Below are 15,551 nucleotides of genomic sequence, written 5' to 3'. Positions count from 1 at the left end.
AGGATAGAGCGGCTAATAAGTTATAAACTATAAACGGGCTGATTGGCTTGCGCCGACGCGCGGCCGCCGCTGAGGCGGCGCTGCAGCAGCGCCCGCGCCTTGCTGAGCTGCGACTTGCTGGTGCCCTCCGAGATACCTAGGGCTTCCGCGATTTCGGGGTGCGAGTAGCCCTCTAGCGCGTAGAGGTTAAATACGGTGCGGTAACCGGTGGGTAGTTCTTGCAGCAAGGCCAGCAGTTCCTCGGCTTGCAGTTGGGTGTCGGCGGTGGCGGGGGTGGCAGCCAGGTTTTCGGGCTGCGCAAAGTCCTCAAACGACAAGTGCATGGGCTCGCGGCGGCGCAGCTCCATCAGCGCCTCATTTACCATAATACGCCGCACCCAGCCCTCAAACGAGCCCTCCTGCCGAAACGTGGGCAGCGCCCGAAACACTTTGGCGAAGCCTAGCAGCAGGGCCTCCTCGGCGTCTTCCTGGCGCTTGAGGTAGCGGCGGCACACCGTCAGCATCAGCCCCGCAAACTGGTTGTAGAGCTGGCGCTGGGCGCGCGGGTCGCCCTGCAGGCAGGCGGCAATGAGGTCAGGCTCAGTCACGTTTTCAAGTAAGAGTGGGGCAGAGGCGAAGCGGAGTTTGGGGCGTTAGATGCAGGGCCAGGGTCGAGGGTTGCCTGAGAAAATAAAATTTTAGGCCCCGAAAAAAGCCCGGCTCTGCGGGCAGAGCTAGCGACCGGTGCCCCCTACAGCACCACGCGCAGCTGTACCTCGTGGTTGCCGCTGCTGGTGGGGGCCATAAGGGAGTTAAGGGTGGTGTCGGCCTTCACAGTCCCATCCACCAAAATCTTCATAGTGAGGTAGGCGGCCGACGAGAGCGACCTCGAGCGGGGGCCGGTGGGCGAAAACGACCCGGTGGTGGTAAGCACGTGCCCGGCCCCATATTGGTTTCGTTGTGCTCGAAGCTTTCGTAGTGGTAGCCGTCCTGGCCGCTGCTGGCGGCCAGCTGCTTCCGGTTGCCCTTGTACTCATCCATCGCCTGAAAATTCCAGTAGTAGTCGGTCGAAAAAGGCACCTTTATTTCGACGCGCACTCTTACATCGTGGCGGGGCCCCGGCTCCAGCTCGGGCTTGGCGCAGCCAGCGAGCGCTGCTAGCCCCGCACCGCTGAGTAAAGTAGGCAACAGCTTCATGGTGAAGGACAAGGGGGAGTGACACAAGGGGCGAACCCCGCTCGAAAAGATACCCTAGGGGCGCCACCGAAACGACTGGGCATCCAGGGCCCGCGTGGTGCACAAAATGCCATCTAGGTGGTCGCACTCGTGCTGCAAAAGCTCGGCTACGGCCCCTTGCACCGGCCAGCGCTGCGGCTGCCACTGCGCGTCGCGGTAGGTCACGGTCATGGCTTCATGGCGCTGCACGCGCACCAGCAGGTTAGGAAAGCACATGCAGTCATCCCACAGCTCAAATAGGGTCGGGCTTAGTTCGCTCAGCTCAGGGTTAAGCAGCACGTGGGGCTGGCCGTCGAGGTGCAGGTACACCAGGCGCTTCATGATGCCGAGCTGCGGGGCCGCAATGCCGCGCCCGAAGCCGTAGCGGGCGCGCACTTCCTGCATTACCTGGTGCAGGTCGGCCACCCAGCCGGCCACCAGCGGCAGGTCGGCCTCAAGCACGGGCTCGCAGACTTCGTAGAGGCGCGGGTCGCCGAGGAGCACTAGGTCGGCCAAGGTTTTCATACGAAAACACGCTTGTTAGTCGCGGTAGTTGAGGGCCGGTTTGCGGTCGCCGAGCAAAGGCTTATATGCGTAGCCGCCCACCTTCTGCTTAAGCTCGGCCTTGGCTTTGGCCAGCAGGTCGGGCTGGGTGAAAAGGTCGATAGCAGTGAGCGTCATGGTTTTGGCGGCTACCATCATGCCCTTGGTACCGATTTCCTTGCCGCTGCATGCCACCGCCTGCCAGCTGTGGGCGGGCGTGCCGGGCACCCAGGTAGCAGCCGTAAGGCCCACGGTAGGCACTACGTAGCTGACGTCGCCCACGTCGCTGCTGCCGCCGCCATCGCGCGGCTGGTAGGGGCCTATTTGGGCGGCTTCGGCCACGGGCGGCGCGGGCGCCCCAAACGAAGCCTGAATCTGCTGGCCAAACGCCGTTTCTTCTGGCGTATAGCTCACGCCACCTACTTGCTCTAGGTTGGTTTGGAGGGCGTGGGCCAGGGTTTCGTTGAGCAGTAACTCGTGGGTGCCCCCGATTACCTCGTAGTCCACGGTGGTGCCGGTACCTAGGGCAGCCCCCTCGGCGGCTTTGGCCACGCGCTCAAACACGGCCTGCACCACCGCCCGGTTGGGGTGGCGCACGTAGTAGTACACCTCGGCGTAGTCGGGCACCACATTGGGCGCCTTGCCGCCGCTCGTAATAACGTAGTGAATGCGCGTTTCTTGGGGCACGTGCTCGCGCATCATGTTCACCATGTGGTCCATGGCCTCCACGCCGTCGAGGGCGCTGCGCCCGCGCTCGGGCGAGGCCGCCGCGTGCGCCGCCACGCCGTGAAACCGAAATTTGGTCGACTTATTGGCGATGTATTGGCCGGTCATAGCGGCGTTGTTATTGCTGGGGTGCCAGTGCACTACCGCATCTACGCCGTTGAAGAGGCCCTCACGCACCATGTACACCTTGCCGCTGCCGCCTTCCTCGGCTGGGCAGCCATACACCTTCACGGTGCCGTGCAGCTTGCCTTCCTTCAATAGCTTTTGCAGCTCTAGGCCGGTGGCCACGCTGGCCGTACCAAACAGGTTGTGGCCGCAGCCGTGGCCTGCATCTTGGCCGGCAATGGGTGTTTTGGTGGCTACTGCTTGCTGGGCCAGGCCCGGCAGCGCGTCGTATTCGGCCAGCACCCCAATCACGGGCTGGCCGCTGCCGTAGGTAGCCACAAAGGCCGTCGGGATACCTGCTACCCCCGCCTGCACTGTAAAGCCGTGGTCGCGTAGCGTCTTTTGCAGCAGCGCCGAGCTCTGGGTTTCCTTGTAGCCTAGCTCGGCAAAGCCCCAGATGCGCTGGGCCAGCTGTCGGTAGTCGGCGTAGTGTGCCTGTAGCTCCTGCATGGCTTGGGTCTTGAGGGGCTCGGCTGGCGGCGTAGGCCGGAAGGCCAGCAGCCCAGTGCCGAGCAGCCCTAGGAGGTAAAATTTAGTCATCTAAAGCAAGTCTGGTGGGTAGTCGCTTAAAAGTAGCGGGTTTCCGGCAGTCTTAAAAAGTGTCTGCCCTTTCAGAAGCCTATCCTGGCTGTAGTGCCCAGCCCCGCATAGCAGCGCTACTGCACTAGTAGAACTGTTCAACGAAGCGGCAGCACTACTTCGCGGAGCCCGCACAATGCTCTTAAATTCAACAGCTGTAGGGTGAATAAAGGATTGATAGAGCACTATAAGCCAAATATTTGGTAGGCGACTTATGGCGTGTGCTCCTCGCAGGTAGCTACTAGGTAACCTAGGCAAAGGCGAAGAGGCGTGGCAGTAGCTGGCAAAAAAAGATGCGGGTACTCCGGTGCAAAGCTTAACGAAGCCGTTGCAGCAGCAAGCGGCTTATAGTAAGAAATATGCTAATAAATAGCGTGGTGCTATGAATATGATATAATAAAGTATATTATTAATATTTAAAAGAAAAAAATGTCTTTTTATATGATTAAAATGTGAACTGCTAAGAATGCACTCATTAGATTTGGCTACTGGCCCTGCTAAGAATAGTGGCCATCAGCTACTTCACATCCTTTCTTTTCCTAGTATGAATCAAAAGTTTCCTTTACGCCGGTTTCTACCCCTGCTGGGCCTGGGCTTGCTCAGCGCCTGGGGATGCACCAAGGAGAACCCATCGCCCGCGAGCAGCCTCGGCGATAGTGTCGATGCCAGCCTTAGCAGCGCCGCGCTGCGGAGCGCCCAGGCCACGCCGGGCTTTGTGATGCGCGCCAAGCAATATATCATCATTGCTTCCGGCGACCAGCTGCCCGCCAATATAGAAGCCCAGACTACGGCCGCCAATGGCCAGGTAACAAACCAGCTGCGCGAAGCAGGCTTAGCCGTTGCCACCTCCGACGACCCCGACTTTGCCGCTAAGGCCGCCAAGATTGCGGGCGTGCGCTCGGTGGTGCACGACTTCACATATCAGGGCTTTGAGCCGCAGCCCAACCGCACACTGGAAGCGCTGGCCGACAACGTGAACCCCCCGAGCACCGGCGACAGCAACCCCTTCCTGCCCTTGCAGTGGGGTGCCACGGCCATTCAGGCCCCGGCCGCCTGGAATACAGGCAACCAAGGCCAGGGCGTATTGGTAGCCGACCTAGACGGCGGCTTCGAGCTCCAGCATCCCGACCTGGCAGGTAACATCGTGGGCAGCAGGTCGTTTGTGCCCGGCGAGCCGGCCCAGTTTGTGGGCGCGGGCTCTAGCCACGGCACGCACACGGCCGGCACCATTGCCGCGGTTGATAACAATATTGGCGTTATCGGCATTGCGCCCAGGGCTAAGCTACTGCTGGTGAAGGTGCTGGGCGATGGTGGTTCGGGCTCCTTCTCCTGGCTCATCCAGGGCATAATCTACGCCACGCAGCAGCGCGCCGATGTCATCAACATGAGCCTAGGGGCTGCTGTACCGCGCAATGGCAAGTACCTCGATGATGCCGGCAACGTGATAAACGACACCAAAGCCACCCAGGAGCTGCTAGTAGCCCTGAGCAAGGCCACCAGCTACGCCACCAAAAATGGCGTAACGCTGATTGCCTCGGCCGGCAACGACGCCAACAACGGCAACCGGGACCAGTCGGTAGTGCACATTCCGGCCGATGCCACGGGCGTTATCTCCATCTCGGCCACGGGGCCCAGCGGCTGGGCCCTGGCGCCGCGCACCACCAATCTGGACCGCTTTGCCTCGTACTCCAACTACGGCACGCCGGCCATCACCTTTGCTGCGCCCGGCGGCGACTTTGCCTACCCCGGCAATGAGATTGCGACCATTGCCGGCGTGCGGCAATACGTGTGGGCCCTCGACATGGTGCTAAGCACCGGTCGCGTGTCCACGGTAGGAGGCGTTGTCCAGGGTGGCTACACCTGGATGGCGGGCACCAGCATGGCCGCGCCGCACGCCACGGGCGTGGCTGCCCTCATCATCGGCAAAAACGGTGGCGACATGGACCCCTCCCGCGTGGAGGCTGCCCTGCGCGCCTCGGCTAACGACCTGGGCAAGCCGGGCCGCGACCCGTACTACGGCTACGGCCGCGTCAATGCGCTCCGCGCCGTGTCGCAGGCTAACTAAAGCTCAGGGAACCACATAAAAAGGCCCCGGCCGCACGTTGGTAGCACTACCAACGCGCAGCCGGGGCCTTTCGGCGTTTTAGCGGCCCGCCATACCCAAGGGGCACAAGAAGGAGACCTGGGGGCTTACTTCTCGTACTGGCCCACGCTCAGCATTACCAGCGTGCAGGCTTCCTCGGTCTGGATACCGGCGGCCTGGGCTTTCTGCTCCAGCTCGGGGTTTTCGGTGCCGGGGTTGAAGATGATACGCCGCGGCTTGAGGCCTAAGATGTAATCGTACCAACCGGGTTGGTTTTGCGGGCCCACGTAGAGCGTTACGGTGTCAATACCCGCTTCTTGGGGCCGGTCGAGGCGGATATCAATGCCGGCTACCTGCCCTTTGCGGATGCCCACGGGCACCACTTCGTGGCCGTGGCGCTTGAGGGCGTGCACGGCCCGGTAGGCGTAGCGGTCGGGATTATCAGTAGCACCAAGAACTAAAGTCTTCATCGCAGATTCGAACGGATTTTTAGGATTTAACAGATACGCTTGGCTGCGCCAAGCTGATTATGTAGATAGTGTTTACGCAAGGGCCTTAAACTCGTGCCATTCAAGCAGGCGTTTATCAGTGATTGAGCAGATAGAGTTTACGTAAGGCAGGTCGAGACAGACGGTTGCAGGTGGTAGGTATTGGCCATCCAGCTCCACCCGTTTAGTCAGCTTGGCGCAGTCAAGCGTATCCGTTAAATCCTAAAAATCCGTTCGAATCTGCGATAAGGCCTCGGCCACGCGCTCGCCGTCCATGGCCGCGCTCACGATGCCGCCCGCATAGCCTGCGCCCTCGCCGCAGGGGTAGAGGCCGGCCACCACGGGGTGCCCTAGGTGGTGGTTGTCGCGCGGAATGCGGACTGGCGATGAGGTGCGGCTCTCGACGCCCACAATCTGGGCCGCGTTGGTGGCGAAATCGGGAATCTTGCGGCCGAAGGCGCGGAAGCCCTGCCGCAGCCGCTCGCTGAGGGCGGGGCCGAGTACGGCGTCCATCTCCACGCTCACCAGGCCGGGTTGGTAGCTGGTTTCAAGCAGGGTGGGGGAGAGCTTCTTCTGCAAAAAGTCACCTAGTCGCTGGGCGGGGGCCAGCTGCGTATTGCCGGCCAGCTGGCAGGCGCGCTGCTCTATTTCCTGCTGCAAGCGCAGGCCGGCCAGCACGCCGTGCTGGGCCACGTCCATGTCGGCCAGCTCCACGGCCGCCACGATGCCTGAGTTGGCAAAGCGCGAGTCGCGGCGGCTGGGGCTCATGCCATTCACCACCACCTCGCCGGGTGCGGTGGCCGCCGGCACAATAAAGCCGCCCGGGCACATGCAAAACGAAAACACGCCGCGCTGGGCGTCGCGCACCTTGGTTTGCTCCACCAGCGCGTAGCTGGCAGCCGGCAGCAGGCCGCGCTCGGGCCGCCCATACTGCGCCCGGTCGATGAGGGCCTGCGGGTGCTCCACGCGCACCCCTAGGGCAAACGGTTTGGCCTCAATGAGCACGCCGCGCCGGTGCAGCAGCTCGTAGATGTCGCGGGCTGAGTGGCCAGTGGCCAGCACGGTAGCCTCGGCCTCCAGGGCCTCGCCGGTATGCGTTACCACGCCGCGCATGCGGTTGTTTTCAAGGATAAAATCCGTCACTCGCGTTTCAAACCGCACCTCGCCGCCGGCCTCGATTACGGCATCGCGCAGGCTCTGTACCACGGCGGGCAGCTTGTTGGTGCCGATGTGCGGGTGGGCATCGACCAAGATATCGGGGGTGGCGCCGTGCTGCACCAGCCGCCGCAAGATGCGGCCCACGTCGCCGCGCTTGGTGGCGCGGGTGTAGAGCTTGCCATCGGAGTAGGTGCCCGCGCCGCCTTCGCCAAAGCAGTAGTTGGAGTCGGGGTGCACCACGTGGTCTTTGTTGAGGGCAGCTAGGTCGCGGCGGCGGGTGCGCACGTCCTTGCCGCGCTCCAGCACAATGGGTCGGATGCCCAGCTCGATGCAGCGCAGCGCCGCAAACAAACCAGCCGGCCCCGCGCCCACAATGATAACCCGGCGCCGGGCCTGGCTCACATTTGGGTATTCAAACCAAGGCCCGAGTAGCTCGCGGGCCGGGGCGGGCGTGGCGCGGTCGTAAATATCAACTTTTAGGCGCACCAGCGGCCGGCGGCCCCGCGCATCGAGCGAGCGCTTGCGGATGTTAACAAAATCGGCTTCGCCGGGGCGTAGGCCAGCGGCGGCCAGAATGGCCTCGTAGCGGGCCAGCTCGTCATAGGCTACCTCAGGGGTGAGGGCCAGGTCTAGTTCTTGTCTCATAAAGCAGGCGAACGGGAGTTAACCGTTAAGCAAGCGCAAATTTACGATGAGGGGCGGGATGGATGGGGTTTGGGCACAAGGTTAGTAACCCTCAGTTGCTTGGCTCTACACAATTGCTGCTTATACTTGCAGTAATTGCATTAGTATAATGATTGTTGCTAAGACTGATTTTGTAATCAGCGATAATACAAATTATGGTAGAATGATGAAAAATAAAATCACATAACTAGATAGAAGATGGACTTAGGGCTTGCGCAAAATCTTGTAAAGTATGGTATCATTGAAGAGTTTTTCGATTATCAAGGTCTGGATGATGAAATAGTTAATAAGTATAAATACTTTGAACAGAAATTTGAGTTATTATTCGCTGATAAGGCAATTCAATATAAATTGAAAGATTGTTATTTTTATATTAGTAATAAATTTTATTGTAATGCTTTTGCAAGGAGTAAAAAAGGGTATAATATAATAGGAATTACAAGTGGATATGTAATTAAAATGTTGGATATATTCAATGAAAAGTATTTTTCTTCATTAATATTGATTGCATTGATTAATGATGTGAATATATTAAATGCTTATGCTGATTTATGCAGCATGAAATATTTTGATATAAGTGATTTTATGTTGAATTGTTCGATTCAATTTACTTTCGGGCATGAATTTCAACATATCCTTCAATTTAATAGTTCGACTATCACAATCGACTATTATGAGAGTGAAAATTTTGATGAAGCTGACTTTGATATACAAAAACACGCATGGGAGTTTGATGCAGATAGATTTGCATCGTTCGAAGTGCTTAAGTATGTTTTTGAAATAAAGCGAAGGTTTAAGGTTATTAATGATGAAGTGTTTTTGTGTATGATGTATCTCGGGTTGAGCAGTATTGTTATAACAAAAATATTTTTTTACTTTAAAATAAAAGATTCTGTTAGTCCCATAGGTAAAGTTGATTTTTATACAAAGAAATATTTGCATCCTCATCCCGTTGTTAGAATACTTAATATTATTGAGTATTTTTTTGAAAACGTTAAGGATTCATTTGTTGATTTACGGATTGATATACAAGGCTTTCTGAATAACGTTTTGGGTATTTCAAAAATTTATTTCGATTCGTATTTGCCAAAAAGCAAAATAATGGACGAAATATTATTAGATTTGCACATGTATTTAGATGAAATTAATAAATATAATGTTGAATTGTATGATTATGCAGTTAATAATAAGGCAATCAGAGATATGTTAATTAAACGTGGAATTAACTTTGATTAGCTGAGTTTAACGGATTTGAAGTAACTAATTGCTTGTCAACATAAAGTTTATAAATGACGGGCTAAATATATTTGCAATAGATTGTGAAATGCACTTCAAAACTAAGGACCGGTATATTCTCCTCCACCACTTGGCGGCCCTAGCCGCTACGGGCATCCTGGGGTTACTGGCGGTCGGCGGGCTAGCAACCCCAGGCTGCCCGTAACCCGCCCACCCACTGTGGGTTCAGCCGGCTCGTTCCCCGTTTGATGCCGCGGCGTCTTGGGTTGAGTTTGCCGAGCTGTTGCGCCTGCACTATGCCTACCTCACGCGGCCTGGCATCGATGGCAAGGCCATTCTGGCGTATTTCGAGCCGCAGGCTAAGGCAGCGGCGAGCAAGGAAGCTTTCCGCGACGTGCTGCAACTGGTGGCGCACAATTTTGCCGACCCGCACTTCATAGTGGGGCCGCTCGACGCCCAGGACTACAACGTGGTGCCCACCAGCTCCGACCTGTGCGCCCGCTACCGCGCCCCACGCTTTGAGGTAGTAGACGTGCGCCGCGACAGCGATGCCCAGGCCCAAGGTATTGCGCCTGGCGCCGAAATCATTACTATCAACGGCCAAACACCCCAGGCCGCCGTGGAGGCCGTGATGGGCCGCCCGCTAGCCCAGCTCACGGCTCCGCAGCTCGATGCGGGTATCACCATTGCCCTGGCCGGCCTGCGCCAGCAGCCGCGCCAGCTTACGCTGGCCGCAGGTGGCGCGCGCCGCACCTACACGCTACGTTCGCCTGGCGAGCAGGCCCGGCAGCTGCAAGCAGCCCCGCCGCTCAGCATCGAGCGGCGTGGGGCGACGGCCATCATCCGGTTCAATAACTCGCTGGGGCGCAACGAGACGATTGCCGCCTTCCAAGCGGCGCTGCAAGAGGTGCAAGCGGCCAAGGTGCTCGTGCTCGACTTTCGCAACACGCCCAGCGGCGGCAACACTACCGTGGCGCGGGGCATCATGGGGCACTTTGTGCGGCGCGAGCAGCCCTACCAGGTACACGTGGTGCCTAGCGAGGAGCGCCAATATGGCGTGCCCCGCAAGTTTGTGGAGTATGTGCTGCCCCTAGCGCCGCACTACCCCGGCCGGGTGGTGGTGCTTGGTGGCCACTGGACCGGCAGCATGGGCGAGGGCCTGCTGGTGGGCTTCCACGCGCTAGGTATCCGCACGGCAGGCTCGGGCCTAGCCGACCTGTTGGGCGCGCTCTTTAACGAGCACCTCGACCTCAGCGACGCCAAAATTGACCTAGGCGAAGAGCAACTTCTGCAAGTAAACGGTCAGCCCCGCGAGGCCTTTGTACCCGACATCTTCCGCGAAGCCTGCGAAGGGCAGGCCGGCGACGACCCGCTACTGGAGCAGGCCATTCGGGCGGCGCGGTGAGGTATACACTTCTCCTAGAGATAAGATAATATAAATCAAGCCATGATGAGTGTAGTGAAGTATCTAGCCCCCATTTGGGCTACCAAACTGGCGCGAGTTTAGCGCAGCGTAACTCGTGACAACATTGACGATGAGGTTATACCTCATCTGCCGCAACGCGGCAAGCGGCGATGGGGCCTTATTGCCTGACTCCTCTAATGTCGAATGCCGCGTTGCGGCAGTGGAGTTGAAAACGCCACGTCATAAGCATGCACGAGGTACGCTGCGCTAAACTCACGCCAGGCTCCGCTGCCAACTTGCCTCTGCCGCTACCTTCGCGGCTATGGCTACTTCCCCGCTTCGCTCCATCATTTCCGGCTCCATTGGCAACTTGGTGGAGTGGTATGATTGGTACGTCTACTCGGCGTTTGCCTTGTACTTCGCGCCAGTCTTTTTCCCAAAATCAAGCGCCACGGCGCAGCTGCTGAACACGGCTGCCATCTTCGCGGTGGGCTTCTTGATGCGGCCCCTAGGTGCCGCCCTGCTCGGTGCGTATGCCGATAAGCGGGGCCGGCGGGCGGCGCTGCTGCTTTCGGTGCAGTTGATGGCGGGCGGCTCGCTGCTCATTGCAGTAGCGCCAGGCTACGAGCGTATCGGACTGGGCGCGCCGGCCTTGCTGCTGGTGGCGCGGCTGCTGCAGGGCATTAGCGTGGGCGGCGAGTACGGCACTTCGGCCACCTACCTTTCCGAAATGGCGGGGGCTCGGCACCGGGGCTTCTGGTCGAGCTTTCAGTATCTGACCCTCATGGGCGGGCAGCTGTTGGCTTTGAGCGTGCAGCTGGCGCTCCAACAGTTTTTATCGCCCGCCGAAATGACGAGCTGGGGTTGGCGGGTGCCGTTTATAATCGGGGCGGGGGCGGCCCTGGGGGCGCTCTACCTGCGCCAGCACATGCGCGAAACGGCCGCCTTCGAGCAAGAGCACAATGATGCGCCCGCCGCCCGGGCGGCCAGGCCTTCGGCTTTCAAACAGTTGCTGGCATACCCTAGAGCCAGCTTCACGGTGGTGGGCCTCACCCTGGGGGGCACGCTGGCGTTTTATACGTTCACGACCTACGCGCAGAAGTTTTTGGTGAACACCAGCGGCTTCAGCAAGGAGCAGGCCACGCTCATTTCCTTCGGGGCGATGGCGGTGGCGCTGGTGTTTCAGCCGCTGCTGGGCGCCGTTTCGGATAGGGTGGGGCGGCGGCCGGTGCTGCTGTTTTTTGGGGTGGCGGCCACCCTAGGCACCGTGCCGCTGCTGCGGCTGCTGGCGCACACTACCAGCGCGGGGGCGGCCCTGGGGCTGCTGGTGGCGGCGCTGTTTGTAGTGAGTGCCTACACCAGCATCAACGCGGTGGTGAAGGCCGAGCTGTTTCCGACCCAGGTGCGGGCCCTAGGGGTGGGACTGCCCTATGCGCTCACAGTAGCCATCTTTGGCGGCACGGCCGAATACATCGCGCTTTTTGCTAAGGAGCAAGGCCGTGAGGAGTGGTTTTACTGGTACGTGACGGGCTGCGCGCTGCTGTCGCTGCTGGTGTACTGGCGCATGGGCGACACCCGGGCCAGCGGCCACATGGATGTATCCTAGGAAGCCGCTCTTGCCCGAGCCTGAGCCTTATCCCTCAGCTCTTGAGCTTTCCATATGGGCAGCGTGACGCAAAGTGATTCCGAAAACTCCTTATCCAAGCGCGTGATATCATCACTGGCAAAATGCGCTTTGATTAAGGCAATAACCGCCGGAGTATAGCAGACTTTTGACTTGAAATTCTCTAAGAAATCTACTGCTATTACCAGCTTTATCATCCGCTTGGTTTTGCGATGTAAGCCTATTACCACTACGCGGCTACATGTGCCGGGGAACCAGCCGATGATGTATACTTTGGCACCTGGCGCAAAGTGCTTGCTGGCGGGGCGTATTTCGGCGCCTCCCGGTCCATAAGGTCGGTCAGCCACTATGTTAGCTATGGCCGTCCAGTAAGTTTCTGATTCTGGAAGCATTCTTAAGTAAACTTATTGTAGGGGTTGATACTTATGGCACCGCCCACCAATAATAGATTACGTTTCACCTTTCTTTCTCTTCACATGCGTTTCTATTCCTCCTCGCTTTTCGTAGCTGCCATCACGGCTACTGCGCTTGCTTTCAGTGCTCATTCGGCACAAGCCCAAGTGGAAACTCAAACCACGCCGGCGCCGGCCAAGATGCCCGAAGATAAATCTAAGCGCCCGAGCCCGCCGGCTGTAGTCAAAACCACCGTGCGCGGCACCGATGTCACCATCGACTACAGCCGCCCATCGCTGAAAGGCCGCGCGGCCTTTGGCGAGAAAAGCCCCCTGGCCCCCACCGGCGAGGTGTGGCGCACCGGCGCCAACGAGGCCACGACCTTCACGGTGAGCAAAGACGTGAAGATTGAAGGCCAGGCGCTGCCCGCTGGCACTTATTCGCTGTTCACCATCCCCGGCCCCACTGAGTGGACGGTGATATTCAACAAAACCGCCAAGCAGTGGGGCGCCTACGAATACAAGGCTGCCGACGACGTGCTGCGCGTGAAAGTGAAGCCCAAGCCGCTAACTCAGCCCGCCGAGCAGTTCACCATCACGGCCGATAAGTCGGGCAAAGTGACGATGGCGTGGGCTAACACTGCCGCCTCGTTTACCGTGAAATAAGCTGCATTGGCCTACCCAAAAAGGGCCCGCCGCGTAGCTCGAAGGAGCTGCGTGGCGGGCCCTTTTTGTTGGGTAAAACTGCCCTAGGTAGCCGACGGCGGCGCCAGTAGCAGCACACGCCAGGCCTCAGCTACGCGGTTTTCATCGAGCCACTGCCGGGCCAGCAGCGTCAGCTGCTGCGCCTGCTCGGCGGCATCGGCGCGGTGCTTGTTGAGCAGGTACGCTACCATCGGCTCGGTTTTGATTTCCTCTATTTGCGCCGGCGTGGGCAGGGCGGCGCGCTCCACGTTGGCGAGCTTAGCAAGGTGGTTGCCGGTGAGCACGTTGCTGTGCCGGATGTGCGGCGGTAGCTCGTCGAAGCCGATACCTAGGCGCTGGTTGGGGCGGCCTACTTTGAAGAGGTTCTCGGGCGTGAGGCGGCTGTACCAGTCGCCGCCCAGGCGCGACACGGCCTCAAACTTCAAGGGGTCGACGCCGGGGCGGCCATCGAGCAAAATATCCTCACGGATGTGCGCCTGCACCACGCGGCACACCACTAGGTTGCCGTGGCCAGGTGCAGCGCCTAGGGGCACGATTTGCTCGACCACGCACTCAAACGCCACCGGGCACTCGGCCACGCGGGGCGGCCGCACCTGCGTGGAGGCGGCTTCGGTGAGGCCGGCTTTGGAAAACTCATTCACGCCCTTGGGGTACTCGGCGCTGGCCAGCGAAAGCTGTTCTACCAGGGCGTAATCGCAGATATTGATGACCACCTCGGGCACCTCGCGCACGTTGAGCAGCGTGTCTTTCTCGGAGTTGTCGCGGCCCCGGCTAGTGGTCGAAAACACCAGGATGGGCGGGTTCATGCTCATCACGTTGAAGAAGCTGTACGGGCTCAGGTTCACCTTGCCCTCGGCCGAAACTGTGCTGGCAAACGCGATGGGCCGCGGCGCGATGGCCCCAATCATGTACTGGTAAAAGTCGGGCGGCGATAAGTCGGCCGGTGAGATGGGGCGGTGGGCGGTGGGCATGGAAAGCGGCTGGGTGAGGGGCCCAAAGCTACGGCCGACCTAGGTGGCCGCGCGGCCGACCCAGACGTAGCCTGTCTGCACCAGCACACAGTCTTTGCCAGTAGCGTCTTGGTCGGTCCAGTGGGGCTTGCGCTTATACCAGGCAACGTGCTCGGCAAACTCAGCGGGCTCCAAAACGTCTACCTCAGGGTAGCAAGTCCAGCGAAGCTGCGCTGCTCCCGGTAGCGACTGATACTCGGGCGGTAATGGTACATCCACTCCCTTGCCACTGAATCGGCGCTCGAAGTAGGCCTGCTGCTCGTGAGTAGCAGCGTCTAGCTGGGCCAATCCGAACCGATGGTCATATAGCCGGATGGATAGCCAGAAATCTGAATATAAAGCCGTAAGCTGCCGCTGCCAGTCAAAGAAATCGGCCAGTAGCCGGCTGGCCCACAGTTGCCGAATGGCGCGTGGCGGCTTGCCGTGTACTGTCCACGGCGCTAGGCCCAATTGCTCGGTGTTACTGTGAACGCTTTCCATCAAGCGCAGCGAAAGCGCTTGGGGCGCTGCCGCCCACTGCTGGTGGTTGCGCCAATGGCGGCGCAGGCCGCGCCGGCGTTTGCGCGGCAGCGTGCGTTTGGGTTTGTAGGGCATGGCGCGGTAAACTGGCTGGCTGCAAAAGTCGGCCGTAGCTTGCGCTTATGAAGCTTCTTTGGCTTTGCCTGCTACTGGGTCCCTCGCTAAGCCGGGCGCAGCCTGCCGCCACCGATACCGCCCGCCTGGGCCAGCACCTGCGCTACCTCACCAGCCGGCAGCCCGCCCGCAGCGCCGCGCACCCGGCCGTGCTCGACTCGGTAGCCGCCTACCTGGCTCGGCACCTGCAGGCGGCGGGCGGCCGCGTGGTGCGCCAGCCAGTGCCGGCTGCTGGCATCACGTACCAAAACGTTATCGCCAGCTTTGGACCCGAAACTGGCCCGCGCCTCATCATCGGGGCGCACTACGACGTGTGCGGCGAGCAGCCGGGGGCCGACGACAACGGCACCGGCATAGCCGCCCTGCTGGAGCTGGCGCGCCTGCTCGGCCAAGCCAACACCTTGCCCCAGCGCATCGACCTCGTAGCCTACACCCTCGAAGAGCCGCCCTATTTCCGCACGCCGCACATGGGCAGCTATGTGCACGCCGCCAGCCTGCGCGCTGCCCACGTGCCCGTAACCGGCATGGTAGCCCTCGAAATGCTGGGCTACTACGACGACCGCCTGGGCTCGCAGCGCTACCCCGTGGGCGCGCTCAAGCTCCTGTATGGCAGCCGCGGCAACTACGTAACCGTGGCCCAGAAACTGGGCGGCAGCGGGCGCTGGGGGCGGCGGCTGGCCCGGCGCTACCGGGCAAGTGCCGCGCTGCCGGTGCGCCGCTTCAAGGCCCCGGCCTGGCTGCCGGGCCTCGACTTTTCCGACCACCTCAACTACTGGCGTTTCGGCTACCCGGCGCTGCTGCTCACCGACACGGCCTTTTACCGCAACGCGCACTACCACGAGCAAACCGATACGCTGAACCGCCTAAGTTTGCCGCGCCTGGCACTGGCCGTGGATGCGCTGCGGGCGGCGCTGTGGCCCTAGGTT

General features: G+C 59.8%; 15 protein-coding genes. 6 read left to right on the top strand and 9 right to left on the bottom strand.

Annotated elements, in window-relative coordinates:
- Positions 1-20: 20 nt before the first annotated feature.
- The 4 genes from JAO77_RS18670 to JAO77_RS18655 all read right to left on the bottom strand — a co-directional run bounded on the left by JAO77_RS18670 (position 21) and on the right by JAO77_RS18655 (position 3,168).
- Entirely contained in the window at positions 21-587 is a 567-nt protein-coding gene (locus JAO77_RS18670; protein WP_198991954.1) for an RNA polymerase sigma factor, read from the bottom strand.
- Between the two features lie 247 nt (positions 588-834).
- Positions 835-1,176 (bottom strand): hypothetical protein, encoded by a 342-nt coding sequence (locus JAO77_RS18665; protein ID WP_198991953.1) that lies wholly within the window; start codon positions 1,174-1,176, stop codon positions 835-837.
- Positions 1,177-1,230: 54 nt separating this feature from the next.
- Positions 1,231-1,719 carry a peptide deformylase gene (locus JAO77_RS18660; RefSeq protein WP_198991952.1) on the bottom strand — a complete coding sequence of 163 codons (489 nt, stop codon included), beginning with the start codon at positions 1,717-1,719 and terminating at the stop codon, positions 1,231-1,233.
- A 15-nt stretch (positions 1,720-1,734) separates the two neighbouring features.
- Complete coding sequence (locus JAO77_RS18655) at positions 1,735-3,168, bottom strand: amidohydrolase (protein ID WP_198991951.1); 1,434 nt, start codon at positions 3,166-3,168, stop codon at positions 1,735-1,737.
- A gap of 583 nt (positions 3,169-3,751) precedes the next feature.
- On the opposite strand from JAO77_RS18655, the gene JAO77_RS18650 reads away from it, so the two are divergent.
- Positions 3,752-5,272 (top strand): S8 family peptidase, encoded by a 1,521-nt coding sequence (locus JAO77_RS18650; RefSeq protein WP_198991950.1) that lies wholly within the window; start codon positions 3,752-3,754, stop codon positions 5,270-5,272.
- A gap of 125 nt (positions 5,273-5,397) precedes the next feature.
- Here JAO77_RS18650 and JAO77_RS18645 read toward each other — a convergent pair whose 3' ends face one another.
- Positions 5,398-5,760, bottom strand: a complete 363-nt coding sequence (locus tag JAO77_RS18645) for a CoA-binding protein (protein ID WP_198991949.1) — start codon at positions 5,758-5,760, stop codon at positions 5,398-5,400.
- 240 nt (positions 5,761-6,000) lie between these two features.
- The gene (locus JAO77_RS18640; protein WP_198991948.1) at positions 6,001-7,581 is read right to left on the bottom strand and encodes an NAD(P)/FAD-dependent oxidoreductase; all 1,581 of its coding nucleotides are present in this window, start codon (positions 7,579-7,581) and stop codon (positions 6,001-6,003) included.
- Between the two features lie 237 nt (positions 7,582-7,818).
- Here JAO77_RS18640 and JAO77_RS18635 point away from each other — a divergent pair, with 237 nt between their 5' ends.
- The 3 genes from JAO77_RS18635 (at position 7,819) to JAO77_RS18625 (ending at position 11,867) form a co-directional block, all read left to right on the top strand.
- Positions 7,819-8,856: a hypothetical protein gene (locus tag JAO77_RS18635; RefSeq protein WP_198991947.1), complete on the top strand. Its 1,038-nt coding sequence runs from the start codon at positions 7,819-7,821 to the stop codon at positions 8,854-8,856.
- A 283-nt stretch (positions 8,857-9,139) separates the two neighbouring features.
- Entirely contained in the window at positions 9,140-10,261 is a 1,122-nt protein-coding gene (locus tag JAO77_RS18630) for a S41 family peptidase (RefSeq protein WP_198991946.1), read from the top strand.
- Between the two features lie 322 nt (positions 10,262-10,583).
- Complete coding sequence (locus JAO77_RS18625; protein ID WP_198991945.1) at positions 10,584-11,867, top strand: MFS transporter; 1,284 nt, start codon at positions 10,584-10,586, stop codon at positions 11,865-11,867.
- Here the strand turns inward: JAO77_RS18625 and JAO77_RS18620 are convergent.
- Positions 11,864-12,277, bottom strand: a complete 414-nt coding sequence (locus JAO77_RS18620; protein WP_198991944.1) for a hypothetical protein — start codon at positions 12,275-12,277, stop codon at positions 11,864-11,866. The two genes, JAO77_RS18625 and JAO77_RS18620, sit on opposite strands and share 4 nt — an antisense overlap.
- Before the next feature lie 84 nt (positions 12,278-12,361).
- Here JAO77_RS18620 and JAO77_RS18615 point away from each other — a divergent pair, with 84 nt between their 5' ends.
- Positions 12,362-12,943, top strand: a complete 582-nt coding sequence (locus JAO77_RS18615; RefSeq protein ID WP_235998508.1) for a DUF2911 domain-containing protein — start codon at positions 12,362-12,364, stop codon at positions 12,941-12,943.
- Positions 12,944-13,026: 83 nt separating this feature from the next.
- On the opposite strand, the gene JAO77_RS18610 is transcribed toward JAO77_RS18615, so the two are convergent.
- Both JAO77_RS18610 and JAO77_RS18605 read right to left on the bottom strand, forming a co-directional pair.
- A complete protein-coding gene (locus JAO77_RS18610; protein WP_198991943.1) occupies positions 13,027-13,953 on the bottom strand; it encodes a flavin reductase family protein in 927 nt (308 codons plus the stop codon).
- A gap of 39 nt (positions 13,954-13,992) precedes the next feature.
- Complete coding sequence (locus JAO77_RS18605; protein ID WP_198991942.1) at positions 13,993-14,586, bottom strand: hypothetical protein; 594 nt, start codon at positions 14,584-14,586, stop codon at positions 13,993-13,995.
- A 47-nt stretch (positions 14,587-14,633) separates the two neighbouring features.
- Here JAO77_RS18605 and JAO77_RS18600 point away from each other — a divergent pair, with 47 nt between their 5' ends.
- Positions 14,634-15,548 carry a M28 family peptidase gene (locus tag JAO77_RS18600; protein WP_198991941.1) on the top strand — a complete coding sequence of 305 codons (915 nt, stop codon included), beginning with the start codon at positions 14,634-14,636 and terminating at the stop codon, positions 15,546-15,548.
- Positions 15,549-15,551 lie beyond the last annotated feature (3 nt).

It is taken from the genome of Hymenobacter sp. BT559 (assembly GCF_016427535.1).
Classification (GTDB): domain Bacteria; phylum Bacteroidota; class Bacteroidia; order Cytophagales; family Hymenobacteraceae; genus Hymenobacter.
Note: the sequence above shows the minus strand (reverse complement) of the source record. Positions and strands in the feature narration are given on the sequence as shown.